The 26,313-nt window shown below is 50.1% G+C and carries 23 protein-coding genes and 1 riboswitch; of the genes, 3 read left to right on the top strand and 20 right to left on the bottom strand.

Features of this window, described 5'->3' with window-relative positions; all coding sequences use genetic code 11:
* Positions 1–6: 6 nt before the first annotated feature.
* The 8 genes from NST96_RS05100 to NST96_RS05065 form a co-directional block, all read right to left on the bottom strand.
* Complete coding sequence (locus tag NST96_RS05100; RefSeq protein ID WP_031932080.1) at positions 7–468, bottom strand: RidA family protein; 462 nt, start codon at positions 466–468, stop codon at positions 7–9.
* Positions 469–475: 7 nt separating this feature from the next.
* Entirely contained in the window at positions 476–1,474 is a 999-nt protein-coding gene (locus tag NST96_RS05095; protein WP_031932079.1) for an amidohydrolase family protein, read from the bottom strand.
* Entirely contained in the window at positions 1,465–2,001 is a 537-nt protein-coding gene (locus NST96_RS05090; RefSeq protein ID WP_243014518.1) for a 3-hydroxyanthranilate 3,4-dioxygenase, read from the bottom strand. Before NST96_RS05090 ends, NST96_RS05095 begins: the two co-directional genes overlap by 10 nt.
* 43 nt (positions 2,002–2,044) lie before the next feature.
* Positions 2,045–2,605, bottom strand: a complete 561-nt coding sequence (locus tag NST96_RS05085; protein ID WP_003389321.1) for an NAD(P)H-dependent oxidoreductase — start codon at positions 2,603–2,605, stop codon at positions 2,045–2,047.
* Positions 2,606–2,768: 163 nt separating this feature from the next.
* On the bottom strand, positions 2,769–4,277 hold the full coding sequence (locus tag NST96_RS05080) for a 4-hydroxyphenylacetate 3-hydroxylase N-terminal domain-containing protein (protein ID WP_039070020.1): 1,509 nt from the start codon (positions 4,275–4,277) through the stop codon (positions 2,769–2,771).
* 145 nt (positions 4,278–4,422) lie between these two features.
* Positions 4,423–5,709: a TRAP transporter large permease gene (locus NST96_RS05075; protein WP_003389324.1), complete on the bottom strand. Its 1,287-nt coding sequence runs from the start codon at positions 5,707–5,709 to the stop codon at positions 4,423–4,425.
* Complete coding sequence (locus NST96_RS05070; protein WP_342405669.1) at positions 5,706–6,185, bottom strand: TRAP transporter small permease; 480 nt, start codon at positions 6,183–6,185, stop codon at positions 5,706–5,708. The genes NST96_RS05075 and NST96_RS05070 overlap by 4 nt, the downstream gene beginning before the upstream one ends.
* Positions 6,186–6,206: 21 nt before the next feature.
* A complete protein-coding gene (locus tag NST96_RS05065) occupies positions 6,207–7,247 on the bottom strand; it encodes a TRAP transporter substrate-binding protein (protein WP_003389326.1) in 1,041 nt (346 codons plus the stop codon).
* 430 nt (positions 7,248–7,677) lie between these two features.
* On the opposite strand from NST96_RS05065, the gene NST96_RS05060 reads away from it, so the two are divergent.
* The 3 genes from NST96_RS05060 to NST96_RS05050 all read left to right on the top strand — a co-directional run bounded on the left by NST96_RS05060 (position 7,678) and on the right by NST96_RS05050 (position 9,924).
* The gene (locus tag NST96_RS05060) at positions 7,678–8,517 is read left to right on the top strand and encodes a methyl-accepting chemotaxis protein (protein WP_003389327.1); all 840 of its coding nucleotides are present in this window, start codon (positions 7,678–7,680) and stop codon (positions 8,515–8,517) included.
* Positions 8,518–8,581: 64 nt separating this feature from the next.
* A complete protein-coding gene (locus NST96_RS05055; protein ID WP_003389328.1) occupies positions 8,582–9,229 on the top strand; it encodes a Crp/Fnr family transcriptional regulator in 648 nt (215 codons plus the stop codon).
* A gap of 41 nt (positions 9,230–9,270) precedes the next feature.
* Positions 9,271–9,924, top strand: coding sequence for a Crp/Fnr family transcriptional regulator (locus NST96_RS05050; RefSeq protein WP_003389329.1), 654 nt, complete (start codon positions 9,271–9,273; stop codon positions 9,922–9,924).
* 48 nt (positions 9,925–9,972) lie between these two features.
* Here NST96_RS05050 and NST96_RS05045 read toward each other — a convergent pair whose 3' ends face one another.
* From NST96_RS05045 to NST96_RS04990, 12 genes are all read right to left on the bottom strand, one after another.
* On the bottom strand, positions 9,973–11,853 hold the full coding sequence (locus NST96_RS05045; protein ID WP_251247369.1) for an ABC transporter permease: 1,881 nt from the start codon (positions 11,851–11,853) through the stop codon (positions 9,973–9,975).
* A 12-nt stretch (positions 11,854–11,865) separates the two neighbouring features.
* Positions 11,866–12,633, bottom strand: coding sequence for an ABC transporter ATP-binding protein (locus tag NST96_RS05040; RefSeq protein ID WP_003389331.1), 768 nt, complete (start codon positions 12,631–12,633; stop codon positions 11,866–11,868).
* A 402-nt stretch (positions 12,634–13,035) separates the two neighbouring features.
* Positions 13,036–13,977 carry a 23S ribosomal RNA methyltransferase Erm gene (gene erm, locus NST96_RS05035; RefSeq protein WP_003389332.1) on the bottom strand — a complete coding sequence of 314 codons (942 nt, stop codon included), beginning with the start codon at positions 13,975–13,977 and terminating at the stop codon, positions 13,036–13,038.
* A gap of 510 nt (positions 13,978–14,487) precedes the next feature.
* Positions 14,488–14,805, bottom strand: a complete 318-nt coding sequence (locus NST96_RS05030) for a metal-sulfur cluster assembly factor (protein WP_311067788.1) — start codon at positions 14,803–14,805, stop codon at positions 14,488–14,490.
* A 200-nt stretch (positions 14,806–15,005) separates the two neighbouring features.
* Positions 15,006–19,859, bottom strand: coding sequence for a collagen binding domain-containing protein (locus NST96_RS05025; RefSeq protein ID WP_342405668.1), 4,854 nt, complete (start codon positions 19,857–19,859; stop codon positions 15,006–15,008).
* Positions 19,860–20,227: 368 nt separating this feature from the next.
* Positions 20,228–21,031: a transglutaminase-like domain-containing protein gene (locus NST96_RS05020; RefSeq protein ID WP_342405667.1), complete on the bottom strand. Its 804-nt coding sequence runs from the start codon at positions 21,029–21,031 to the stop codon at positions 20,228–20,230.
* 14 nt (positions 21,032–21,045) lie between these two features.
* A riboswitch (cyclic di-GMP riboswitch) is annotated at positions 21,046–21,132 on the bottom strand.
* A gap of 91 nt (positions 21,133–21,223) precedes the next feature.
* On the bottom strand, positions 21,224–21,880 hold the full coding sequence (locus tag NST96_RS05015) for a class D sortase (RefSeq protein WP_342405666.1): 657 nt from the start codon (positions 21,878–21,880) through the stop codon (positions 21,224–21,226).
* A gap of 43 nt (positions 21,881–21,923) precedes the next feature.
* Complete coding sequence (locus NST96_RS05010) at positions 21,924–23,063, bottom strand: response regulator (protein ID WP_122957596.1); 1,140 nt, start codon at positions 23,061–23,063, stop codon at positions 21,924–21,926.
* Between the two features lie 210 nt (positions 23,064–23,273).
* A complete protein-coding gene (locus NST96_RS05005; protein ID WP_227277704.1) occupies positions 23,274–24,254 on the bottom strand; it encodes a hypothetical protein in 981 nt (326 codons plus the stop codon).
* Positions 24,255–24,321: 67 nt separating this feature from the next.
* Positions 24,322–24,855, bottom strand: coding sequence for an RNA polymerase sigma factor (locus tag NST96_RS05000; RefSeq protein WP_003389340.1), 534 nt, complete (start codon positions 24,853–24,855; stop codon positions 24,322–24,324).
* 311 nt (positions 24,856–25,166) lie between these two features.
* Positions 25,167–25,913, bottom strand: coding sequence for a 4'-phosphopantetheinyl transferase superfamily protein (locus NST96_RS04995; RefSeq protein WP_024984245.1), 747 nt, complete (start codon positions 25,911–25,913; stop codon positions 25,167–25,169).
* Between the two features lie 128 nt (positions 25,914–26,041).
* Positions 26,042–26,302, bottom strand: coding sequence for an acyl carrier protein (locus NST96_RS04990; protein WP_003389343.1), 261 nt, complete (start codon positions 26,300–26,302; stop codon positions 26,042–26,044).
* Between the last annotated feature and the right edge of the window lie 11 nt (positions 26,303–26,313).

Here is a 26,313-nt window from a genome sequence, read left to right as displayed (position 1 = left end):
AGCCTCCTACTCTTCGATTTCCAGAATCATTTCGACTTCCACCGCATTATTGTGCGGAAGCTGGGCCATCCCGACGGCGGAACGCCCGTGCCTCCCCTTCTCCCCGAAAATCTGCACCAGCAGATCGGACGCTCCGTTCATGACCTTGGGCTGATCCGTAAAATCGGGGGCGCTGTTGACAAACCCGAGGATTTTCACCACCCGCTTTACGCGGCTCAGCTCGCCGATCTCCGCCTTGACGACAGCCAGCAGGTTGAGCATGCATTGCCTGGCTGCCATGTAGCCTGTTTCCACCGACACATCATCGCCGAGCTTGCCGCGGTATTCATCTGTCCCTTGTCCGGCGGTAAACAACAGGCTGCCTGCGCGGACACAGCCTACGTAGTTTCCTGCTGCCTGCCGTGGGGCCGGAAGCGATAGCCCCAATTCCTGCAATCTTTGTTCCGGTGTAGCCGCATGCGTAGTCATCTCCCTCTCACCTGCCCTCGCTCATATTCAGGAAGCGCAGCGCGTTTTCGCCCAGCATCGCCCGCTTCTGCTCCTCGGTGAGCGAAAGCGCATTGTCTATGACCTCGCCCGGAGGAATTTCCCGCAGCAAGAACGGGTAGTCCGACCCCATCAAAATGCGGTCGGCGCCAAAGCGGTCCACCATGTATTGAATGTTCAGCGGATCGTAGTTCAGCGAATCGAAATAAAAGCTCTTGGCGTAGTGGCTTGGCGGCTGCTCGGTCAGCCTCAGATGCGGCCATACCTTCCAGCCCTGGTCCAGGCGGGGAAGAATGTAAGGAAATGACCCTCCGCCGTGGGCAAAGCAAATCTTCAGCCGAGGGAATTTTTCCATCACGCCGCCGAGAATCAGGCTGGCAGCAGCCAAGGCCGTCTCGCTCGGCATCCCCACCGTATACATCAGGTTGTGCCGCGGCATCCGCTCTCGGCCGAGTGTCTCCCACGGGTGGACAAACAGCGGCACCTCCCACTTCTCGCACATTTCAAAGAAGGGAATCAGAGACGGATCGTCCAGGTTGTTGCCATTCACATTCGTACCGATCTCGATCCCCTTGAGGCCGAGCTCATGCATGCAGCGGTCCATTTCACGAATCGCAATCTCCGCATTTTGCAGGGGCACGGTCCCAAGCCCGAGAAAGCGCTCGGGATGCTGCCTGACCGTGTCCGCGATAAAATCGTTTTGGATGCGGGCCATCAGCTCCGCTTCTTCAGCAGGGGCCCAGTAGGAGAACGTGACCGGAATCGGCGAGATGACCTGCATGTCGACCTTTTCCCGCTCCATGTCAGAAATCCGCTTGGCAGGGTCCCACACCTGATCGGTCACTTCCCGGAACACTTTGCCCGCGACCATGATGTTGGCGCCGCACGCGCAGGTCCGCTGCAGGACGGGCCAGCGCTCGCCTTGAAATTTCTCAGCCAGATTGGGGAGGTCTTCCGGAATGATGTGCGTGTGGAAGTCTACTCGCATTTCCACTCACTCGCTTCCGGAGGCATGACGTGCCCGCAATTTTTGCATGTCCGCAGCTCCAGATTGCTGTTGAAGCCGTGAATCGCTTCTTTCACCTGAACCTCGATATTGGTCAGCTGCACGGTGGCGCGATGCATTTCGCTGTCGCACTCGTCGCAGAACCAGACGAAGTCCTCCAGCTCTCCTTCCGCCCGGTTTCGCTCGATGACCAGCCCGATCGTATCGGCTACCCGGTGCGGCGAATGCGGAACGTTGGGAGGAAGCAGGAGCATCTCTCCCTCCTTGACCGTAATTACTTCGCGTTTTCCCTCGTAGTTGATGATCTCCACATAGCAGTCGCCCTTGATCTGATAGAAAATCTCCTCCGAGGGGTCCACGTGGAAGTCGCGCCGTTTGTTGGGGCCGCCGAGCAGCATGACCATCAGCTCGGCGTCTTTCCAGATCACCTTGTTGTTGACCGGCGGCTTGAGCTGGTCTTTGTTCTCCTCAATGAACTTCGCCAAATTTATCGGTGCCAGGATGCTCATGCAAATCACTCCCGTTCGCTTTTGATGGTTGCTTTTCAGCGGATTACCGCTGCGCTGACAGATCGGCCGCGCCCTTCAGCGCTTTTTGCAGCAGTACGACTTCTTTTGCCAGATGGCTGATGCGGCTCAGAACATCCTCGTCCACAATCTCGTTTTGCTGATTGAAATGGTCCGGGTGGGCGTAGACGAAGCCCGGGGCCACATAGGCCCGGAAATATCCTGCGATAGGCTTCAGCTGGTTCTCCACCACCAGGTAATGCTGGTACGTCCCGCCATTGGCGACAAATCCCATCACCTTGTTGCGCAGCGCCTGCGGCGGAATGTGGTCAAACAAGTTTTTCAGGGCGCCGGTCAGCGACCCTTGGAAAATCGGCGTTCCAATGATGTAGCAATCAGCCGACGTTACGAGATCAATTACCTTTTTCGTGTCATCGGGATAGGTGGACGGATCTCGCCCATCACACAGCGACATTTTGAAGTCCCTCAGGTCCAGCAGCTCTGTCTCAAGCTCAGGGGCTTCCTTTTTCACTTCTTCCAAGACTTTATGCACGAGGATGCTCGTCTTTGCTCCGATAATGGTTCCGGATATACCCAGCACTTTCACCGGAAACCCTCCCTTCAGGCAGATTCTTTCGGTAGACTTACACTACGTTTGCGGCTTTTGCGGCTTTTGCGGTTTTTGCCGCTTTTACCGCTTTTACCGCTTTTACCGCTTTCGCCGCTTTCGCCGCTTTTACCGCTTTCGCCGCTTTTACCGCTTTCGCCGCTTAGTCAGCTCCGCTTGCCCGCTTGACCGGAAGCACCGACTCCGCTGTCTTTTTCCCCTCAAACACACTGAGAGCGTCATCCACAAGGGAAAAAGAACGTTCCCGTTTGTAGTTGTTGTAGAAAATCGCCCTTTTTCGGATCGGGTCGCCCGTGTAATAGCGCTCGTACTGGAGCAGCCGCTGCCCGAACGCTTCGCCGCACAAATCCCAGGCCAGCTTGAACAGTCGGACGCGCTCCGATCCGGAGATGCCCGCCCGTCCGGCGTAGTACTTCTCCATGTCCTCGGCCAGTTCCGGGTGAACCATATCGGCATCCGTCGGAGACATGAGCAATCCGCCTGCGCCGATGATTTGCAGCACTTCGATCGCCCGCGGGTACATTTTCGGGAGCAGTCCGCGAATCGTCTCGAGCGGCACCCAGCCTGGCATCATTTCACCCGAAGGCAGCACATCGCACTCCCGCTCGGCTGTCCGCAGCAGCGCCCGGATGCACTCGACGGACTGAATCAGCTCTCCCAGGTCATTTTGGACGTTCAGATACACGTCTACCCCGATGGAGTCAGCCAGGCGGACCGCCACCTCCGTGGCAAACTGCAGCTTGATCAGCCCTCTCACTCCGGTCTGGTGCGCCGGCTGCTGGGCGATTCCCGTTTTCGGATAGAGCCCGTTCGCCGCTTCCACGTTGTTGTACAAAAAGACGCGATCCCATGGAACCAGCACATCGTGGAAGACGAGCACCGCATCGCTTTCCTCGAACCGCGACGCCAGCGGATGATCGTAGACGGAGCGCTTTCCGTCCTGCATCGGCTCGCGGCACAGGATGCGCAGTCCCGGCGTATCGATCGGGATGGCAAACGCAAGCGCGTAACGCTCGTCGCCAGGCTTGAAGCCGGGGAACGAATAGATGATCACTTCATCCGTGATCGGCGCCAGCGTGGCCAGCATTTTCGCCCCTCTGACGATCAGCCCTTCCGGTGTCTCTCTGACTGCACCCAAATGCGTAAACATGTCCTGCTGTTCATGCGAGGTCTTGCTCCGGTCATTTTGCGGGTTGATGATCGCATGTGTAAGGAACAGGTCATTGTCGCGAATGTACCGGTAGTAGCTCTTTACATTTTCCGCCCATTGTGGGTTGTACTTTTCCAAAAACGAAGCATTGCTGTACAAGGAAGTCAGAACGATATTGAGAAAATCCGGCGTTCTCCCCATCAGGCCGAACGTTGCCTTGGCGTACGCCTCATACAGATTTCTCCTTGCTTCCAGATCCTCCGCGCTTTTTACCGGGAGGAAGGCGTTGTTTACTCTCTCACCGGTTTCCTCGCAAATGTGCGTAATCTTGTCCTGATACTCCGGATCATGCTGCATGTCGTACAGCTTGGCGATTTCGAGTATAGGCTGCTTGAAAACCGCCTCATCGTACACACTTGTCACTCTGCGCCCCTGCAGCCAAATCTCCGGCTGCCGGGATTGCAAACCTTTGATGTATTCAGCACCTGAACGAATTCCCATAAACAATCCTCCCCTGGCAATGTTGTTTTTTCACCTTGAAACGGATTATAATATCGAATTTTTTCGAATATTGTAGCGCATTTAACGTTTTTCACCGTTTTTTGGCGGGCAGATGAAAATTTGGCATCAGCCATACAAAGGGAGGTTATTGGGACAAGCCCAATATTTTCGGCACGAACAGGACGGCATCTTCCCAATAGGTGATCACAAACAAAATGGCAATCGCCATCACCAAAAACGGCATTGTCGCTTTTACAAGCCGCTCAAATTTGACCTCCGCAATGGAGGAGACGATAAAGAGTCCCGTACCCACCGGCGGTGTCAACAGACCGATCGTCAGGTTGATGCAGATGATCACGCCAAAATGGATCGGATCGATCTGAAATGCAGTGACGAGCGGCATCAGCACCGGCACCAAAATAATCAGCGCGGCAATGCCGTCCAGGATCATCCCGAGCAAGAGCAGCAGCAGATTGACCAGCAGCAGAAACACAAACGGACTGTCGGACACGGAAAGCATCGTACCCGCGATCAATTGAGGGATTTGCTCAAAAGCGATCATCCAGCCAAAAATGTTGGCCATCGCGATCAAAAAGGTGACCGTAGCCGTGCTGATGACGGTATTGATCAAAATTTGCGGCAGCTTTTTTACGTGCAGCTCCTTGTACAAAAACGTGCCGACAAGGAATGCGACGACACAGGCAATCGCCGCCGATTCAGTCGCCGTGAACGCCCCGCTCAAAATCCCGAAAATGATGATAAAGGGCACCAGCAGCGCTGGCAAAACTTGAACCGTACTCCTCAGCATCTCTTTTCCCGAGGCGCGTTTGCTCTTCGGAAAATTGTTCTTATACCCCAAATAAGCGATCAGAGCCGTGAAGCCAATCCCGTAAATAATGCCGGGAACAATCCCCGCCATAAACAGCCCGCCAATCGAGGTCCCTGACAGCGTCCCGTAAATAATAAAGATCATGCTCGGCGGGATAATCGGCGCGACGATGGACGACGCCAGCGTCAAGGCCGAGGAGAATTCCCGGTCATAGCCCTCCTTTTCCATTTCCGGAACCATCACCTTGCTCATCATCGCAGCCTGCGCATTGGCCGATCCGAGAATCGAAGCCAGAAACATGTTCGACACAACTGTCACATAAGCCAGCCCGCCGCGAACATGCCCCACGAACACCTTCGCGAACTGGACCAGCCTGGTCGTGATGCCGCCTCCGTTCATCAGCTCCCCGGCAAGCATAAACAGCGGGATCGCCAGCAAGCCGAAATTCTCCAGACCGGAGTAAAGCCGCATCGGTGTAGATGTGAGCAGTGTTGTGTTCCCCATGAGTAAGAAATAGACGATCGTGATCATGCCCAGGACAAGGGAAATCGGGATGCCCATCAATAAAAAGAGCAGAAACAGCAGGATTACCAATGTGGTCAACGGAATTCCTCCTCTCGGATCAGATCGATCAGATTGGACAACAGATGGATGGCGGCAAACGTCAAGCCGACCGGCACCGCGCTGAACGGAATCCACATCGGGAGGAGGATGGCTGTCGACTTTTGAAAAGCAACGCCTGGCGACAGCACCCATGTATAGCTGTAATAGAGCATCACCGCGAGAAATACGAGCATCAGGATATGCCCGGCAATGCCTGCCATTTTCTTTACCTTCGCCGTCGCGTACTCAAGGACAATGGTAACGGCGGCCTGAGACTTGTACTTCAGTCCCAGGCTGCCGCCGATAAAACTGCTCCAGATCAATAAAAAGATCGACACCTCCCCCGCCCATGACAGGGGGGCATTCAGCACGTAGCGAAACACGACTGCGAGTGCAACAATGACAGCCATCGCAAACATGAGGACAATGGCTAAATACTTTTCCACCGTAGAAATGAGGTCGCTCAATGCTTTCATGGTCTGTTCCCCTTTGGCTGCCTATTTGCGGAATGTATCGATAAACTCTTGGATGAGCGGGTTGGTCGGTCCGTATTTTTGGTCAAACTCCTTCATGATGGGACCAAACAGAGCCGGATCGATCTCATAGATTTTCATTCCTTTGTCACTGAGCGTTTTTTTGAACTCTTCTTCCTGCCCCGCTCTGGTCGTTGCGGAAAAATCAGCCGCCGCGGCAATGGCGTCGCGAACAATCTGCTTGTCCTCATCCGGCATCTTGTCGAACGTCCCTTTGCTGACCATCGCGACCGCAGGCCACACCATATGATTGGTCACAGCCCCGTACTTCACGACTTCGTAGTATTTGTTGGTGATGGTCGCATCGAGGTCCATATCCATTCCGTCGATCACGCCGGTTTGAACGGCCGAATACACCTCGGGCAGCGGCAGTCCTTCCGTCGATGCGCCTGCAAACTTGTAAAAATCCTGCAGCGGAGGGCTCGGGGTGACCCGCAGCTTCAGTCCCGCCATGTCTTCCGGCTTCAGTACCTCTTTGTCTTTAAACAGCATCACGCGCTGCCCGGCGAATAAATAATCAAGGCCCACCAATCCCTGCTGCTCCAGTGTCGCGAGAATTTTTTTGGCTACGTCCGTATGCCTGGCTTCATTTGCCGCCTTCAGATCAGGAAATGCATAAGGCGTAAACCAGGCAGAAAATGAAGGAGACCTGGAGCTGAGATAGGCCGCTGTAATCAAGCCGAAATCGACCGAACCGGCACCGATTTGCTGAACCATGTCAGCTTCCGTTCCCAACTGGCTGGACGGATATATCTCCAGCTTCATCCGGCCTCCGGAACGCTTGTCCAACTCTTCTTTAAACTTTTCCGCCGCCAAATGCCATGTGTGTGTAGGCGGCGTAATATGGGCCAGCTTGAAGTTGTAGCTCGGCTTGGAGTCGCCGCCTGCTGCCGCAGGCTGATTGGAAGTACCGCTTGGCGCCGCATTTCCGCCGCAGCCTGCAGTCATGACAATCATCAGACAAGCCGTCAAAAGGGATGCCCCCCATTTTTTTACCTTTTTCATTGACTACCCCTCCATTTTTTCATGTACGAACCCATTCATGAATCATTGAACAAGCTGCTTTCGTCTAACCTGCCGGATCGTTTCGCCGGATAGTTCCCTTACCCCCTATCCAATATCGGAATGTTTCGATAATTTTGTGCCCGCTTTCCGTTTCAGGCAAAAAGGACGGTGCTATGATTTTACTAAATGGGAAGCTGGAGTATTGTAAAGCGCTTAACGTTTCAACCACATTTTTTGACAAAAAACGGCTTGATATCGCATCTGAATGTAAACCATTTAACATGATTTCTGTTTTTTTGTTTTGTCCATGCTCCATAGATTGAAAATACTCTTTTTCTTCATCTATAATATCCGTGGAAGGTTCTGAAAATTTAGAATTGGTGTGGCAAAACGATACGGAAAACGTTTTTGGTGAAGGGGTTTGAAGGCAATGAGCCTGTTGGAAAATGTCGTCCGCGTTTCTTCTCTCATGCATAAAATGGTCTTATGCTTTGAAGAAGACTTTACGCTGGGAGTAACGGATCGGGAAAAATTTATAACCTATATTCCTGGAAAAACCCTGCAGTTTGGCTTGTCTCCTCACGCTCCGATCAAGGAGGGCAGTCTTGCCAAGCACATCCTGGAGCAAGGCATGCCCGTCAGCAAAGTCATGGATTCCTCCGTATACGGGATTGCCTATCTGGCCGGCGGACTTCCCATCAAGGAAAATGGAATCATTGCCGGTGTCCTTGTCTTTGGAGTCGGCCTGGATCGACAAAATACGCTGACACAGATCGCCGGGCATTTGTCGTCGATCGTCGAAGAGGTTTCTGCACAATCCATCGAAATGCAGAAAGGCTCTGAAGTCTTATCCTTGCACAGCGAAAAACTGCATACCGTCACGACCGGGATGCTGGAGCAGTTGAAAACGACTTTTACCGTATTGAAATCGATCTCGCAGATTGCCAAGCAGTCCGAAATTCTCAGCCTGAATGCCTCGATTGAGGCCGCACGGGCTGGCGAACACGGCAGAGGCTTCAACATCGTCGCCGGAGAAATGCGCCGTTTGGCAACGATGTCCGGAGATTTTGCCAAAGAGATTTCTCAGAACCTCTCTTCACTCCAAGCAGAAATGGCCTCGATCTCGGAAATGGTCCTGGACTCGAAGAATCTGACCCAGGGACAGACAGAAGGCATAAGAGAGCTGGCTTCGGCCATACAGGAAGTAAACCAGGAAGCCACCCTGCTCCAGCAGATGTCAAAAATTCACTCAAGCTCCCCGACCGGGTAGTCGAAACCGCCAACCGAGCCCGTTTTTCGAGCATCCACAATTCCAATTGTAAGGAGTGTTCGATATGGTATCTCCGTTTGAAACCGATGTGAAATGGGAATCGTTCCTGAAGTACGGGACCCGGCAATTTTGTAAAGGAAAAACGATCATATACAAGCAAGGCACGATGGGAGAAGGTTTTTACTACCTCCATAAAGGTCTCGTAAAAATCATTTCCACAACGGCAAAAGGAAATGACCGTCTGTTAAACATCGTCGTTCCCGGCCAGATCATGGGCGTCCAATCCATGGATCGTCATACGCACTTCACCACAGCCGTTGCCGTAAAGAACTCGGTCGTCTACCACTTCTCCTGTGCCCAATTTCAAGAAATGCTCAAGGCTCAACCTGAATTGCTCTCGCTGTTCACACAAACTGTCAGCCAGAAACTGCGCATTCTCCTTTTTGCCATCAACATGAAAGCGCTTACCTCGGAAGAACAGATCGCCTCCCTTCTTTTGAATCTTTGCGATGATTTTAAGAACTACGAGGTTCCGCTCACCCAGCAAGACCTGGCCGACTGTGCCGGTCTGACGCGGATCACCGTCTACAAGATTCTGAAGCAGTGGAAAGAAAGCGGAATTATCGAGATCAAAAACCGGACCTTTGTCATCCAGAAACCGGAATTGCTCCGCTATCCGTATCGATACACCCAGACGGCGTTGACTGTCTAGCTTCCGCTGTCCAAGGCAGATCACGAGAAAAGGAGATCGCCATGACCAATCTGCGCTACAAATGGGCCCCGTTTTTGATGTATGGCCAAAAGCTGGAGTATAAAAAGAACGCCACCGTCTATCGACAGGGCGAACAGGGAAACGGTTTTTACTACCTGGATCGCGGCGGTTTAAAAATCATCCTCTTATCCGCGAACGGACACGAGCGCACCATCGACTACGTGCCAACCGGCGGATTGTCTGGCGAGCACGGGGCCTTTAAAGGGCCCTACGTGACTTCCGCCATCACCACCTCCCCTTCCGTTTTGTACTTCTTCTCCGATGAAGCGCTGTCCAATATATGCAAAGATCACCCCCAGGCCGCCGTCCTTTTTACCAATTCGCAAATATACAAGGTTCGGCTGCTGGCTGAAATCATCGCATTCCAGGACTGTCCGGTCGAACAGCAGATGGCCCATTATTTGATCAGACTATACACCGTTCATGAAAATGAAAACGTCCCGATCGATCAAACGTCATTTGCCCGCTACATCGACACCTCCCGCATTACCGTAAACAAGATTTTGCAAAAATGGCGGCAGCAAGGGCTGATCGAGCTTTCCAACCGCGGTGCGATTCGCATTGCAGATGTCGAAAAGATCAGGGAAATTGCTTATAAAACCGGGGAGTTGGAGGGAATGAGCCTTTGGCAGTAGGCCGCTTCCCTCCATAAAAAAACCCCCGGGAAATCGGGGGATTTTCGCTTATGCTTCTTTCGGCAGGACAATTCCTTTGTAAAGCTGTACCGTAATCCAATAGTAAAATGTGTAGATGACCAGGAAAATGCTGATCGGTACCCAAATGCCCACATACGGTTCTTCCAGGATAAACGAGAACATGTTCATCCCTACGAGAACGTGAACCAGACCGATCAGGGCAGGAAACACGAAGACGACGAACAGCTCCTTGTAAATCGAACCGACAAGCCATTCCTGGCGAACTCCGATTTTGCGAAGCATGCTGTAGCGGTCTTTGTCCCGGGTAGCCCCGGACAGGATTTTAAACATCAGGCAGCTAGCCATCATCGCCAAAAAGGCAATTCCGAGGAAGAAGCCCATGAACATCGTCCCGCTCGTAAAGGCATAGAGGCTGGCATATGTGGTGTATTTCGAATAAAGCTGGGGACCCTCGGCTCCAGTCTCATCAGCATACAACCGGGTTTGCCGCTCATCGATTTCTTTCAGCTCCTGCTTGTACTTTAAAAAGTCATCCACCCTGGCGAGCACGACCGAGCGCTCTTCTCCCTGGATACCGCTATACGTCGTTTGATCGACGATGCGGACTGCCTTGCCGTTGATCATCTCGTAGCTGTTGATAAATTCGCCCGTGACCGCTTCCTGCCAGTCAGGGGGCATCGACTCGATGTCCGGCCCCAGGTTTTCCTCAGGATGATCATACACGCTGTACACCTTGGACGGGAGAGACGTTGACACGCGCTTGACCCGGTTGTCCGGATCGTAGTCCTCCAATCCGATCGTGTTGATTAGCGGCGGATCCGCCAGCAAATCGTCCTTCAGGTAGTAAATCCCCGCATCATCCACCTTGTATCGGTACGTGTTTTGTTCCTCGACCGTCATTGCTTTCAAGGCTTCATAGTCTGCAGGCACAGGCTTGTGAATAATGACGTCATAGACTTTTCCCATTTCCGCCATCAGGCTCACGTTTTTCTGAAAAGCCATGCCCCCAGCCATTGCCCCAACGCCGAGCGCGATCAGCATCGCTACCGTTCCGAGCACCTTTGTCAGGTTGTTTACGCGAAAGCGAAGCTGCGCGAATGTGAAAGCATTTAGTTTACGCTCATTCCACACCCGATTCTTTTTCAACGCATTTACAAACACCGGCAGCAGGGTGATGAAAATCAAATAGGTTCCAATGGTGGTAGCTGATGCCGCGATGAAGAGTCCGATTTCCCTGAGCTCTTCCATATGGACAAGCGCATAATAACCTGCTGCGAGTCCGGCAAGGCCGATCAGTGCAAGCAGAACCGTAGCGAAGCCCTTTCGCTGTACCCTGTCATTTTGCTGTTCGGCCCGGATGAGGTCCAGCTCTGTCGTACGGGCCAGCTTGATTGCATTGACCGATGACGTCAGCAGAAAGAGCACCAAAAAGAACCCGCACGTCATCATGATGGAAGGGAGATAGAAGGGCTGGTAGCCTTCAAGCGAGATATCGAGCTGCTTCATCAGCAGGCTCCCTACCCCGCTCGCCAGCCCTGCTCCCGCGATGGTGCCGATGACCAGGGAAATGATCCCGAGCACAAGCGTTTCCAAAAACAGGATTTGGCTGATCTTCCTCTTCTTCGCGCCCAATATCATATACATCCCGAGTTCTTTGCGTCTGAGCGACAGCAAGAACGAGTTGGCGTAAAAGATATAGAAGAAGGTAATGAACGCCAGCAAAACAGAGCCTACATTAAAAACGAGCTGGATCGAGCTGATCACCGAATTTTGTTTCGTAAAGTCACCATTCAGCGCCAGCGTCTGGAACATGTAAAAGATCGTAATCGAGATGACCAGACCGATCAGGAGAACCAGATAGTCCTTCATCATTTTTCGCATACTTGAAAGCGAAAGCTTCAACAGCATGTGCATTCCCTCCTAGCGCACATCATGCGATGCACCCAGCTCGGCAAGTACATCCAGGATTTGCTTGAAGAATTGCTGACGGTCTTGTGTCCGGTGAATTTCCGTATACAATTTTCCGTCCTGAATAAAGAGAATGCGCCTGCAATAGCTTGCACTGAAAGCGTCGTGCGTGACCATCATGATCGACACGCCGTGGTTCTCGTTCAGATCGGTCATCGTCTCCAGCAAGCTTTTCGCGTTTTTGGAGTCAAGCGAACCGGTCGGCTCATCAGCCAGCAGAATGGCCGGATCATGCACCAGCGCACGTGCGGCCGCAGCCCGCTGCTTCTGCCCGCCGGAAATCTGGACCGGGTACTTCTGCAATATCTCCTGAATCCCCAGCGTTTGCGCCACCTTGTGCACCTTGGGGGCAATCTCGCTCGAAGAGACGCCTTGCAGCGACAGGGGCAGGGCGATATTTTCATACACCGTCAAGTTTTCCAGCAGGTTGAAATCCTGAAAAATGAAGCCCAGCTTTTGCGAACGGAAGTCCGCAAGCTGATTCTGTTTCATCTGGGTGATGTCCGTTCCGGCGATCTGAATGAATCCGTCCGTGGGGCGATCAAGTGTGGAAATGACATTCAGCAGCGTCGTTTTTCCGGAGCCGGAAGGACCCATGATTCCGACAAATTCGCCTTCCTGGATAGTCAGCGATACTCCTTTCAACGCATGCGACTGACTTTCTCCTCGATTTCCGTATATTTTTTGAACGTCTCTGACTTCAAGTACAGATGCTTTCACATTTATTCCTCCCAAGCTTATTCCCGAAACTCAAATGGCAGTCGGTTTGCTTCTCGTTGTATTAACTGTAACCAGTTTCCAGACAAGTAGCTATTGATCTACCTTACATTTTGCTTTCGGTTTTGTAAGGAAAACTTTGTTCGAGCTTGGGTGGAGAGATGAAAAAGGAGAAAACCGCTTAAAGTACGGTGGGACACCTGCTCGAGGGTTGTACTGGCCGACTGCATTCCAAAAGCGGAACCGCGTCCAAAGCAGCCGGTTCCCGGTGCTTTTCAAAGGTTGGACTCTTAAAAGAGTGTTCCGCTTTTTCCATTTCGCCTAGGTAGGTGTCCCAATGACTTTCGCGTTTTCTCCTTTTTCATCTCTATCGCTTTTCGTGTTTTTCTTGCTTTGTTTTAAAGATTATTTCTTTTGTTTTGGGTTTTTTAGCATCCTTGGCTTTGATATCTTTGGCATTTTTGGCTTTGGCATCTTTGGCGCCTTCGCCCTCGGAATCTTCGGCATCTTCTTCTTTGGCACCTTCGGCCATCGGCTTGGGTCAACATACCGGAGCATCGAGTGAAAGAGCTCCCCCCACTGTTGCTCATTTAGAGAAGACACCGCTTGATTCCGCTCCAGTCTCAACGCTTTTACCACATGCTTGATTTGGGAAGGGGTAAAAATTCCCTGTAAGGCCGCAAAGACAGGCGCTTGCGGCTGCTGGAGGATATAAGTGGCCAACGCCATAAACCTTGCATGAGCATGCAGTGGAACCAATGGACTTTGCTTTCTGAAGATCGTTACTATTGCTGACTCGACCTTTGGCGGCGGTGAGAAATGGTCTGGCGATACCGTCCGGACGAGCCTGAGATCAAACCACATCCGCCATTTCAGGATTCGTGGATTCGTAATCCGCACACTGGTAAACCGTTTGGCCGCCCCTTTTTCCATGATGAGCACGGCTCTCTGCAACGGAACAGCAGGGTCGTCCAGAAGCTTCCCGAGTATCGGCGTGGTGATGGAGAATGGAATATTGGCCACGACACTGAACGGACTTTTGGGAAGGTTGAACTGTAAAAAATCTTGCCTGTTCATCCGAATATTCGCTACTCCTTGCATCTTATCGAGCAGCTTCTCGGCAAAAACCGGATCGTTCTCCACAGCGATGACTCTTGCCGCTCTTTTTGCCAACGGGAATGTTATCGCCCCTTTGCCGGCGCCGATGTCTATTACCGTATCATTCGGCGTTATCTTCGCCATGTCGATCATGTCTTTGCTCAATTGTTTATTAATCAACAAATGTTGTGCAGAGAAGTTTGAGGAGATCCGGGATTTTCCCCTGGATGTCCGTCTATTTTTGGGCATAAAAAGCACCTCATTCATTCGTAGTAGGGAATGAAAAAGGCACAGCACAAATAAACCTGGACCATTTCTAAAAAAATGGACAGGTTATACATGTTCTGTACCTTACATTACCTTGTACGCATGAATGCGATGCAACACATAAAATCGGGTCCTCCCTAATGGGAATTCATAAAGGATGTACATCTATCGGTTAGCAACATCGTTCTACATGAGTGCAGTTTTTTCGGGGCGCACTCAAGTTATAGAGTAACTTACGGGAAAGAACAAGTCTATTCTTTCCTTTGAATTCCCGATTTATTTTCTATGCTGCTTCCGCGGGCCAGCAATCTTGCATATCACTGTGCAAAAAAGGGTGCGTGTAGAAATCTTCAGGGTTTCACTGATCCGCTGCTGCTGTTGGCTCCTGATCGGACCGCCCGTTTTGGTGAAGCGGCAAAAAGCTCAAGTATGTCAGGCTTGAGCTTTTTGTCATGCTGTTTGGAGCTTGTTGTTCAGACTTTTCCCGGCCGCTTACACATGGGCCCTTCGATTTCTGATCTCTTCCCTCGCACGGTCATTCATTCGGGCCGGACTCCATCTTGGCTCAAAAACGAGGTTGACATGAACGTTCCCTACCCCTGGAATGCTTTTGGCTTTGGCTTCCACATTGCTGACGATCATATCGCGAAGCGGGCATTCGGGAATGGTCAACGTCATAGTGACAGTCACATTGTTTTCCTCATCGACCGCAATGTCGTATACCAGGCCCAGATCGACAATGTTCACACCTACTTCCGGATCGATCACTTCTTCGAGCTCTGCCCAGAGCTTTTCTGTTACATCCATCATTCCATCCCCCTTCATGAGGATAGGTTTTCCTTTGTCGCCCTGTTTATTGCATTGGCCGCGCGATTCCATATCCATATGCTTCAAGCCGTAGCATTCCCGCAAATAAAAAGAGGCTGCCCCGCCAGCAGTACAACTACTTGCGAGACAGCCCCAAGCAGGCTTATGGTTTATTGATGTCCGTTTGAATGTGCGTAATTCCGTTACATGTTGCGCATGGAACGGGTTCTTCTGTAGAGCCACGCTCCAAGAACAATGAGGCCGGCTCCCGCCAACTGAAGCGGGAGGTGGCTCTCTTCTCCAGTCTTCGGCAGGACCTTTTTGGCTGCCTTGTCCGGATGGATGCCGCCAGTCGGAACATCTCCATCTACCTCATACAGCATTTCCTCTTCATTGCCGTCTTTATCTTTGACAATAATCGAGAACGAATCTTTTTGTTTTTTACCGCCGTTAGGCGTGTATACCCATTTGCCGCTCGGATCGACTGTGACAGTACCATGCTTAGGCTGTTTGCCGATGGTTGCCGTTCCGCCTTCTGGCACTTTCACCGAGCCGACAGGCTTGTCTACTTTCTCAACGGGCTTCGTTGGACTCGTAGGCACGCTCGGGCTTGGGGTAGTTGGCTCCGGATCTACCGGTGTCACCGGCGCTGGATCTACAGGTTTTTCCGGTGTTGGTTCTACCGGAGTTGGCGTGACAGGCACTTCCGGCATGGAAGGCTCGCCAGGCTTGGACGGCTTGGACGGAACGCCCGGTATTTCTGGTTTCTCTTCAGGCTCGTCCCGATCCGGTCTGTCCGGCTTGTCCTTGCCTGGTTTCTCAGGCTTTTCCGGTTTCTCCGGGTCTACCGGCGGATTCGGCGGATCAACCGGTGGGTTTGGCGGGTCTACCGGTGGATTCGGTGGATCTACCGGAGGATTTGGCGGGTCTACTGGTGGATTGGGTGGGTCTACCGGTGGCGTTCCACCGCCGCCTCCGCCAGAGTAGCGGACGTTCCCGATCGTTACGGTTGTAATCTCATTCTTTTTAATCTCGAATTCAGTTAGTCTGTCTTTGATGACATAACCGCTGGGTGCTCGTGTTTCCTCGAAATAATAAAGGCCAGGTCTGAGATCTGGAACGTGCAATTCACCGTTTTTGTCCGTGGACAGTCCGCTCAGGATCGGCTTCTTGTTCTCGTCCAACACTCTGAACTGCGCACCTTCCAGCTTGACGTCTGGTCGATTGGAATCGACTTTGGTCAGTGTTGCAGAACCCGGGATCAGCTTGTTCGTAAAGATTTTCTGTACGACTTCGCCTTCATTTACGATCTCGAACTCCAATGTTTCCTGACTGACCAGATAATCAGTTGGAGCTGTAATTTCGACAAATTGATACTTTCCTGCCTTCAGGTCTGGTATCACCAGTTTGCCATTTTCATCTGTTGAAAGGTTCGACTGCAGCGTTTTGCCGTCTGCATCGCGGAGCTCAAATACCGCTCCTGCCAGCGTAATGTTATGGTCAAACTCGTCTACCTTCACGAGTTCTACTGAACCGCGATTCGCAACATTCTTCATCGTCCATGGAATCACGGCAGTCTGATTTGGCCGAATCGTGAAAGGAATCGGTGTTTCATCCAGCTTGTACCCTTTCGGCGCACTTGTTTCGATTAACTGATAATCTCCAGGCTCCAATTTCGCGAGATAGAGCTCTCCGTTTGCGTCAGTTACAAGCGAAGTGTGGTCAGCAACGTCTTCAAACTTATCGCCGTTTTTCCGCTGGAGTTTGAAGACAGCGCCTTCGAGCTTCTTCTCGCCATCCTCCGAATCGACTTTCGTCAATTTAAAGCTCCAGTCGCCTTTTTGGTTTGTAACCGAAATTTCTTTGTCTTCTTTGAAAGCAATCAATTTGCCGCTTGCGTACGCTTCATCGACGAGATACCCAGATGGGGCCGATTTTTCTTTGAGTACATACTCTTTAAAGCTGTATTTTTTCTTTGTTACTGCTACTCCCTGTTCATCGGTTACAAGCGTTTCAAGCAGCATTTTGCCTGTCTTGTCATACAGTTCGAATGTGGCTCCTGCCAATAATTCACCTGATGCGGCATCCGTTTTCACGATTTTGATGAATGCTTTCCCAGCAGGGAACGCCCCTCCGCCAGCTCCTGACAAGCTGACTTTGATTCCACCTTGTCCACTGCCATCGTCAGCCAGGGACGTTCTTCCGGCAAAAGCGGCGCTGTTCTTGATGTATTCTCCATTTTCCGCGATGATGAACGACTTGTATTCCAAAATATAGGCGCTCTCAATCGGCTTTTTGAAGATCAATTCAAAGCTATGCTCCCCATCCGCTGGCGTAAGAACTTTCAGTTCGTAGTCCGCGGGATCGGCTGGTTCGCCTTTGCTCACTACCCCGTTGGCATCCACCACCGTCTGATAGAGCTGGAAGGATTCCGGAAGGAGCACTTGATTGTCAGACAGCTTGTCCGTTACTTTCGCACCGGCATCGATCCAGGACTGATTTCGATTCAGGTAAATGGTCCAGAACGCATTTTCTGCATCTGCCCCTGTTCCCTGCTTGCCTTGTTTAAGGATATACTCCCCACCATGCTTTGGCTTCACCGAAGCGGATTGGGCAAACAACGCCGGCCCGCCGCCATCGCTCATGGTTGCATCGTTCATGTATTCTGCCAAGACCTCATGGCCTTTCAGGCTCGTCTGGTACGTGATGCGATATGCAGAGTCGATGGGATCTTTAAACGTCAGTGCAAAGCCTTCGTGACCTTCACTGTTCTTCAGCCCGCCTTCAAACGAATACGCACTGCTAGGCAGCTCTTCTTTAACCTCTACCTGGTCGGCTCCACCCTGGAGGTTCAAACGATTCACCTTCAGGGATTCCTTGACAAATGTTTGCTCTCCCTGATAGAAATCCTTGATCACCGCCTGGTTAATCTCTTGCAGATTGTAGTTTACATCGATGATCCAGGTGATGGTTTTCGTTTTAGGGTTATACGTCCCCGTTTTATTCCCGTTGTTCTTGGTGTAACGGTCCGAGGAAACCGTTGCCGAATCTTCCCTCTCGTATGACACTCCGTTTTCAAGCCATGTCAGCTTTCCATGGTTGGTAATGTCATGGGCATTGAAGTAGTTCGGGTCAAACTTTGTCTTGTACTCGATGTCCACTTTCGTGCTGATCGGATGATTGAACTTGATCGTAAACCCTTCGCGATAATTGTTGATGGGCTCGATCGTGTAATCTGTCCCCTCTGTCAATCCGGAAATTTTCAGGCTATCTTTGTCAAGCTCAATCCCTTGGCCCTTGTAGTGGTCGGTGATGACAACTTCGTCCATTTGATAGTTGTCATAGTTCAGATACATCTTCCAGAGAATGGTCTTGGTGCTGTAGTTGATGTCCTCGTTTTTGGCGTCCTTCCAAAAGATGACCTGGTACATCCCTTTCGTTGCCTGTTTAGTCGTGCCATCGTACATCTCTGCCTTGTTCGTCACATTGACACTCTTGCGAACACGGTCCTTCGCTTTTGTGTCGTAAATGATTTCATAGGCAGACTGAACGCCGTTCGGAAAGTCCAGTTTAAAGCCGTTTGGAACCGTATCGTCTATGATGTATTCATTAGAAGCCACTTGGTTTCCCCGGGTCGCCTTACCGTTTTCGTCGATGGTAACCTCGTAGACTTTCAGTGTGTCCTTGAGGAATTCCTGAGTCTGCTCAGTTTCAAAGGTATCGACAATCCAGGCACTTCCCGGTGCGATCACTTGCTCATTGTAATTGTACTCAATGGACCAAGTGAGGGTTTGTGTAGAAGACTTGTAATCAAGAGACTTTTTCGCGAGCGGTTCGCTGAATGCCACACTGACGGATGCTGAATCGTCCTTTGCGTACGAACCGCCCGTAACCGACACATTGTTGGTGTATGTCGTATTTTTGGCCTCAAGGATATTTGTTTTGTACTTGACGCGATACGCTTTATCGATATCTCCAAAGACCAGCTGGAACTGATTGCCGGAGACTGTTGGCTGTATCGTCACAGCACTTCCCTGCCTTACGCTTCCGTCCAGCATGACCTCCAGCTCATATACCTCGACAGAAGAAGAAACGAGTTCAAGTCCGGCAGGTATGCTATCCTGGAAGGTCGCGCCTGTAATCTTTTGCTCGCCCTTGTTAAAATCGACAACCCAGTCGATCTCGCTTGGGTTCATTTTCTTGGCTGTTCCTTGCTTGTCCATTTCTTCCCGGATATTGGCTTTGAAATGAACGTTGATCGTTTCTCCGAACGGAAATTCGATCTGCTGCTTCGTTCCCCCGGAAAATTTGCTTTCGTCAAAGGTTCGCCAAACCTCAAACGTACCGACGAATTCGTCATTCTCCACATCTTCGCTAAAAGTGAAGGTAACGGTGCCTTCCGGTGTTACTTCAAATGTCCCTACGTCCCCCGTGAGAGGTCCATCCAAAAGTCGGTCTACCTTAAATTTGTCCGGCAGATCGAAGGTAAAAGTGTCGCCACCCTTATAGGTGTGCCCCTCCGGAAGATGCCAGTCGAAGATGATCTTTACCATTGATCCCTGATCAGGACGAATCTCGGTAATGTTATTACCTTCCTCATCCTTCATCGCCACTTTTGTTATGATGTTCTCTGGTGATTTTTCGGGCTCTACAGGTGGTGCTGGGGGTAGTGGCGGTGGTGGCGGTGGCGGGTCTGGCACCGGATTCGTTCCGGTTCCTGGATTTTCCGTGCCTGGCTGCGGATTCTCCGTGCCTGGCTGCGGATTCTCCGTACCTGGCTGCGGATTCTCCGTGCCCGGCTGCGGATTCTCCGTGCCCGGCTCTGGATTCTCCCCACCCGGCTCTGGATTCTCCGCACCTGGCTCTGGATTCTCCGCGCCTGGTTCTTGATCCGTTCCCGGCTCGGACACCTCGCCACTTGTTGGGGCACCTTCTTCACTGGTGATTCCTGCGTTCATCGGTACTTCATTGGCACTGACAAACGCGGATGGCAAGAAGAGATTCACCAGCAAAGCGAATACTAAGTAAACAGATAAAAGCTTCTTTCGCTGCCACATCTTAACTACGTTCACCTCGCATGTTTAAATTGGCAAGGTCGTACGACTCTAGCAGCGATTACCCATATGAAGTTTTGATAATGCTGCCAGTCCCCTTTTCGCCGGGGAAGAAGAATATGACACCTTGCACAATCCTGAGAGCATGTTTTTTTCGTTGCTTCCTCCTCTCCATTGTTCTTTATTTGTAAGTGTCTAAAGCTGTTCTTTCTTGGTGGCGACTTACATCAAAATTTGTATGGTTTTGGCTGTTAAGCCACAAAACACACTATAAAAGATCACTCTGAATTTATTCTGAATAGGAGAAAACGAAAAGCCGCCCGCCTCTTTTATGAGAGGGAGCGGCTTCTGAGCAGTTCCTGCATCGTGTCCTAATACTGCTTTTCTATGACATATTCACTTTTATTCTTGATCATGGCCGGCTTTTTCGTTCCCTTTACCATAATCGAATCATATGTTGTATCGACCGTAATCCATTCGTTCGTCTCTTTCAAGTAAATCTCATTCCAGGCATGGTATTGCGGGATGTCGTTTTTCCGTCCCATCACCAGCTTGGCAGGAATCCCCTGGCTGCGCAGCATGGCGGCAAACAGCGATGCGTAATCGTAACAGATGCCTTGCCCTGCAGTCAATGTCGCATCTACCGAAGGGATGTATTCACTCGTAACTTGATTGGCTTTTGCGTAATCGTACTGGACGTTTTGGATCACATAATTGTAGATAGCTTGTACCTTTTCCTTGTCGGTCTTCAAGCCCTTGGTCAGCTCTCTGGCTTTTGCGGTCGCATTCGTCTTGTCGTTCCAGTAGATCATCTGGATCGGTTGCAGGAAAACGGCCTGCGGGCTTGATGCCGTCAGGTTCACTTCCTTGCTTTCTATCGAACGGTATTTATTGTTCGCAACGTGTTGCAGGAGTGTAATCGTATATTTGCCATCTCCTAGCTGTAGTGGGAAACGGTTGTTGTCTTTTACGCTATAATAGAAGTTCTGGTTGTCTTTCGTGATTTTTACTTTTTCATTGACTGGCTGTGCCGAATGATGGTGTTGAACTTTGACGATTCCATTATTGAGCTCGCTTACATCAATAAAGGAAGGAGCGGATCTCGCCCACGCAGTCGCTGGAGCCGCCAGCAAACACATGCCTACCACTGTCATCGAAAGTCGTCGAAAAAACACAAAAAAACTCCCCTTTCGGTAGCTGGCTGCCATCTTGCATACACAAGGAAGGCCCTATAGCTTTGCGTCTCTAATTTTCATTAGATTTGCCATTATCGTTTGAAAGTTTTAAAATCAAATATACTAAAAAAATAATAGCATAACTTTACTAGAAAAGGGAGCCTCATCCTATCTTTTCTTGAAAAATATCAATCACTCTGTCATTTTTCCCCTAATAATCAGTCGGTGTGTCGGATTGTGCATCGGATGGCAGGTGATGAGCGTAATCTCCTTATCTTTTCCGTTCCCTTCCAAAACCCACACCTCTTCGGGCTTTACATACAATTTTTCTGTAACGGTATAGGAAAATTTGCTCTTGCCGTTGTCAACCTCGATCTTGTCTCCTGCAGCCATCTCATCCAATCGATTGAAATTTCGACCGTATGTAAAGTTTCTGTGTCCAGCGATGGCATAATTGCCGACTTCCCCGGCCCTCCCGGTGTTTTCGATGCTCGCAACCGTCGTTTTCATATTGTTATCTGATGCACCGTGCAAAATGGGCAGCATTAGACCAATCTTTTCAATCGTCAAAATACCTTCCATATTCTTATAGCTGCCAAAGTCCGGTGCCGGCTTTTTCCCGTTCTCCTTCTCGGTCGCAACATCGGCACTTTCTATCGCTGTCTCGCTATCTTCTGTTGAGGAAGGAATTGCCGGTGCAGGATTTGATCCAGCGGCCTCTTCCCCATTGGAAATATTCTGCAAACTGTTTTGCCATTCCTCGACAAGCTTTTGCTGCCGGTAGTCCTGATACTCTTCAGCCAGTGTTGGATAGCTCAGCACAACGATTCCGGCCACGATCAGAAGCATTGATAACAGTCTCATTTTCATGGTTTGCCCGTCCCTGTCCGTTTTAGGTTTGATCCCCTTTTTTCCATTGTTCATACCACTCCGTCAGTTCCTTGCTGGGAGCAACATCGAATTCCTCTCTCAGCTTGGTCGAGATCAGCTTGAACTGCTTGCTCACCTCGCCTTGGTGGTTCAACATGGCGTATATCTTCATTAAATAGAAGTAGCCCTCTTCCATTACTGGAAACTTTTCACGTATCTTTTGATAAATCAAAATCGCCTCGGTATATTGTTCAACCGATACGTAATATTCAGCAATTTGCTTGACATGGTTCAACCAGAGCAACCGCAAGCGCTCCTGCTCGTACTCTGCCCACAAATACGGATGCTCCTCCAGAAAATCGCCTGTGTACTTGGCCATGATAGACAAGTGCTGTTCCAATGTCTCTTCTGTAACTTTGGGAGCATCTCGCACCAAGGCTTCCCATTCCTCAACATCCAGCTTCACATCTCCCCACACCAGCCGATACCCTTCATCCTTGTATTTAATCTCCAAATCGAAGCCAATGCTCTTAATCATTTTCCGAATCTGATAAATGGCCGTATGCAGTTGTGTCCTCGACCGGACTGAATCGTAATCAGGCCAGAGCAAATCTATCAAAACCTGCTTGCTCACTGTCTTATCCCGATAGTGTACCAGATACGCAAACAGCTCCTGCCCCTTCAGTGTTTTCCAGGGAAGATATTGTTCGTTGCCTTGTTGATCGAGATAATGCAAGCTTTGCAAGCAGCAGAGTGTCATATGTTTTTGGCTGCTGTAGCTGACCGGGGTCTTCCCGGCGGATTCTGCCACCCGTTGCAGGGTCACAGCCAATCTGCCCTGATGGACAGGCTTCAACAAATAGTCGAGTGCGTTCATTTCAAAGGCTTTCACGGCATACTCTTGAAAGGCGGTAACGAAAACAATGTGAAGTTGCGGCTGAATGTTCAACAAGTGCTCAGCCAATTCAAATCCATCCATATCGATCATCTGAATATCCAGGAACGCTACATCCAGTTTTTCTTGCTTCGCGGCCTCCAATGCGGCATGCGGATCTTGAAAAGACCCCATCAAGTGAATGGGAGTGTTCGCGTTCTGTTCCTTCAGGAGCTTTTCCATTCTTCTCAATGCAAGCCTCTCATCGTCTACGATAATCGCTTTCAAGCATATCTCTCCTATTTTGCTTCAGCTGTAACTATTTTTGGGACAACAGCCGCTAACAACTCTCCCATATTATTGTAGCAATAGGTCAATGAGATGTCCAAGCTGTATAAACCATTTTGGCGGTTGCTGGCAAAGGGGGATAAATGCTGCCGATCAAAACCAAGACACAAAAAAGCTACCGACCATGCAACAAGTCAGTAGCTTTTCCCGTCATTCGTCCCATTCAACGTAAATGCCTGAGATATCGCCGATATGTAAATCATGAATGATAACCCTGATAACCGGCTTCCCTTCGCTGGTCAACACATAGCCTCCCCAATCTTTGCCGCCATCCGCCTTGTACCCGGCGATATCGATTCCAAATATGCTTGCAATCAGCGGCTTAGTCACTGAGATCGCTTCTTCTTTCGAGTTTATTTTATATCGGTCCGTTACGTGGTCAACCTTGTATATTCGGGAGGATTTCGCACCGATCCGGACAGTATACCGCTCGTTTTCATTCTTGAGTGTCCACACTTCTTCTACTTTACCCGAACGTTTATTGGCATGCGAAAATGAGAAGCTCTGCTTGCCCGTTAGGAGCATGAGCGCTTTTTGGGCCTGATACACATACTTTTTATCCACATCATCCAGCTTGTAATCCAGGGAGTAATCGGTCACTCTGTTTGTATTCACATCGACGCTGACGTATTGTTGATTTTCTAAATAAAATGACAGGTCTGTTCCTTCATCGCTTTTAAAGAAACGGGCTTGTTGAAAAACGACTTGTTGATTGGCCTCTTTGAATGCCTTTTGGGCGGTATCGACATATTTTTGATAACTCGTCGGCAACTCATTGACCGCACACTCTACCAAGATGGTACGAACTTTTGTCGTATTCGGGTAAAATGTCACAATGGCCTCTCGATCCGCTTTCCGGATAATATCGTAATCTCCATCTTTCTCAAACTCATCAAAGAGAATTTCCTTGTTGATTCCTGCCGATTTAATTGCCTTTTGGGCAGCCTCAACATAGGCCGGGTCGATAGAAGCATGACTCGCCGATGTTTCTACCGGAGTAGAGAATGGTTTCATCCAGATAACGAAAAACACCGCTGCGCATGCGACAAGCCCGTTCGCCACCCATACGTATTTTGCTCGCTTTTGCTGCTTGCTGATCTTTCTTCGCTCTTCGCGAATGTTCTCCAACATCACTTGTTTTCGCTCCCAAGAAAGTTTTTGATCAGGAAAACTCCTTAAATCCTCCCAGATTCTCTGTTCATCTCGTGACGGCATTTTTCATCGCCTCCATAACAGAAACTTGCCTGCTGCTCTGAACAGCTTTCATCGCCCGATGCATAGTGAGATTCACTTTGGCTTCGCTCCATCCCAATATCTCCGCAGTCTCCTTGCTGGACAATCCCTTGATCCCGCGCAATATCAACACATCTCTGTAAGAGGGTTTCAACTGATTGATGATGTCGTAGAGCATGCGCTTGTTCTCGCTCAACTCTAAAGACTCTTCGGGTGTCTTGTCCCGGGAAATAAGATGCTGCAGGAATGTTTCCGGCAGCAAGCTGATCAGTTTTTTTCTGCGCCTCTCATCAATGGCCGCATTTCTGGCAATGGCAAACAGCCATGTTTTCGGGTTTGCAATCTCTGTTTGCTGAGGTGATTTCAGGGCGCGAATAAAGGTCTCTTGTACAAGATCGTCTATATCCGTGCGTCCGGTATAGTAAACGAGAAAGCGATAAATATCGCTGCTGTATGCCAGAAACCATTGCTCGATACGTGCGCCGACATTATCATCCAACTGGGTTCCACCTCCTTGTCACTGTATAGACGGAGGGCCTTCCGACTATCTTTCACTTTTATCGTAAATTTTTTTGGCTTTTCCTATTGCTGAGTTTTTCTTAGCTTCTTTTCAACAGCTTCCTGTTTATATGGCAATAGCAATGACACTGACAGACGATAAAGCTATTGCAACAAAAAAGACACCTGCCCGAATCATAAGCCCCCCAATCGCAAGACCTGTGTTCAACAATTGGAGACCTGTTCATTCGAGTGGTATCTTCTGGATTTTGGTATACGATAAGATCGATGTGAACCGCGTCTATAGATATTTTATCCGTAGAATGCACTGCTGGGTGTACGGGACCGTACGCTTGCCTTCAATTCGGCCAACCCGACTTTTTGGACCTCGTACCGAATGTCCGCTCCTTCCTCTCGCTCTACCGCTGCCGAAACCATATACCCTTCCAAAGGTGCACATGTATAATAGGAAAACGGCTGCTCGTCGACTCTGCCCCGGGCAAGCGGCACGGAAAAAGACAGAGGCGGCAGCGAGAAGCCTTTCCCAAGCGCCTTCATCACTGCTTCCTTTCTCGTCCAAACCTGATAAAATGCCTCTCGCTTCATGGAAGGTGTCTCTTGCTGCTCGACGTAGGCTATTTCCTCTGGCACGAAAACAGTCCGCATTACTTCAAAACAGCAATCCTTTTTGACCGCTTCGACGTCGATCCCCGTCTTCTCGATCTCGGAAAAGGCGCATACCAGCATTCTACCTGAATGGGACAAATTAAAAAACAACGGTCGCTTGATGCTACCCGCCACGTGGCGGCTGTCCAGGAACAACTTCCCGTATTCATTTTTGATAAACCTGACTTCTTCCGGGAGGACTCCCCTTTTTTGTCCGATCATGCTCTTGAGCAGCATCCGTCCAAGCAAAAACTCTACTTTTTTGAAATCGACGAGATATCTCTCATACACCGTTCTTTCTTCTTGGTCCAGTACTTCCAAACAGCTCTTCAGATGTGCAGGCTGCATTTCTTCATCGACATGAAGCCAATAGATTTCAACCCTCTTTTCCATTGGTTCCCGACTTCCTTCACGATAGTTTGCATGTAGAAGCGTTCTTTATCTGAAACGGCTTTGCCTCCTTAACCCGGCAATTATCCGCATCCATGAAAAAAAGGGGGAGGCCCCCCTTCTTTCTGCGATCATTTTGACAATTGTGCGCCCTTTTGCTTTTCAATAAAGGCCACAATGCTGTTAATCGTTTTAAACGTGTCTGTATTGACAGCACCAATGTCCAGATCATATTCCTTTTTGATCAGATTGATGAACATCAGAACATCCATGGAATCAAGGCCATAGGGCGAGTCGGGACCAAACAATGGCTGATCATCCTTCACTTCTTCCAAAGAAACGTTCAATTTATATGTTTCCAAAAATTTTTCTCTTACCGTTTGTTTAATCATAACCCATTCTC

The sequence above is a fragment of the Brevibacillus sp. FSL K6-2834 genome, from assembly GCF_038592925.1.
Classification (GTDB): domain Bacteria; phylum Bacillota; class Bacilli; order Brevibacillales; family Brevibacillaceae; genus Brevibacillus; species Brevibacillus borstelensis.
This window is presented reverse-complemented; position numbering and strand designations above follow the sequence as displayed.

What these genes read in the sequence shown, in the direction of transcription:
- NST96_RS05100 (WP_031932080.1), bottom strand. Translation starts at nt 468, where the DNA reads ATGACTACGCATGCGGCTACACCGGAACAAAGATTGCAGGAATTGGGG.
- NST96_RS05095 (WP_031932079.1), bottom strand. Translation starts at nt 1,474, where the DNA reads ATGCGAGTAGACTTCCACACGCACATCATTCCGGAAGACCTCCCCAAT.
- NST96_RS05090 (WP_243014518.1), bottom strand. Translation starts at nt 2,001, where the DNA reads ATGAGCATCCTGGCACCGATAAATTTGGCGAAGTTCATTGAGGAGAAC.
- NST96_RS05080 (WP_039070020.1), bottom strand. Translation starts at nt 4,277, where the DNA reads ATGGGAATTCGTTCAGGTGCTGAATACATCAAAGGTTTGCAATCCCGG.
- NST96_RS05070 (WP_342405669.1), bottom strand. Translation starts at nt 6,185, where the DNA reads ATGAAAGCATTGAGCGACCTCATTTCTACGGTGGAAAAGTATTTAGCC.
- NST96_RS05065 (WP_003389326.1), bottom strand. Translation starts at nt 7,247, where the DNA reads ATGAAAAAGGTAAAAAAATGGGGGGCATCCCTTTTGACGGCTTGTCTG.
- NST96_RS05060 (WP_003389327.1), top strand. Translation starts at nt 7,678, where the DNA reads ATGAGCCTGTTGGAAAATGTCGTCCGCGTTTCTTCTCTCATGCATAAA.
- NST96_RS05055 (WP_003389328.1), top strand. Translation starts at nt 8,582, where the DNA reads ATGGTATCTCCGTTTGAAACCGATGTGAAATGGGAATCGTTCCTGAAG.
- NST96_RS05050 (WP_003389329.1), top strand. Translation starts at nt 9,271, where the DNA reads ATGACCAATCTGCGCTACAAATGGGCCCCGTTTTTGATGTATGGCCAA.
- NST96_RS05045 (WP_251247369.1), bottom strand. Translation starts at nt 11,853, where the DNA reads ATGCTGTTGAAGCTTTCGCTTTCAAGTATGCGAAAAATGATGAAGGAC.
- erm (WP_003389332.1), bottom strand. Translation starts at nt 13,977, where the DNA reads ATGCCCAAAAATAGACGGACATCCAGGGGAAAATCCCGGATCTCCTCA.
- NST96_RS05030 (WP_311067788.1), bottom strand. Translation starts at nt 14,805, where the DNA reads ATGATGGATGTAACAGAAAAGCTCTGGGCAGAGCTCGAAGAAGTGATC.
- NST96_RS05025 (WP_342405668.1), bottom strand. Translation starts at nt 19,859, where the DNA reads ATGTGGCAGCGAAAGAAGCTTTTATCTGTTTACTTAGTATTCGCTTTG.
- NST96_RS05015 (WP_342405666.1), bottom strand. Translation starts at nt 21,880, where the DNA reads ATGCTTCTGATCGTGGCCGGAATCGTTGTGCTGAGCTATCCAACACTG.
- NST96_RS05005 (WP_227277704.1), bottom strand. Translation starts at nt 24,254, where the DNA reads ATGTTGGAGAACATTCGCGAAGAGCGAAGAAAGATCAGCAAGCAGCAA.
- NST96_RS04995 (WP_024984245.1), bottom strand. Translation starts at nt 25,913, where the DNA reads ATGGAAAAGAGGGTTGAAATCTATTGGCTTCATGTCGATGAAGAAATG.
- NST96_RS04990 (WP_003389343.1), bottom strand. Translation starts at nt 26,302, where the DNA reads ATGATTAAACAAACGGTAAGAGAAAAATTTTTGGAAACATATAAATTG.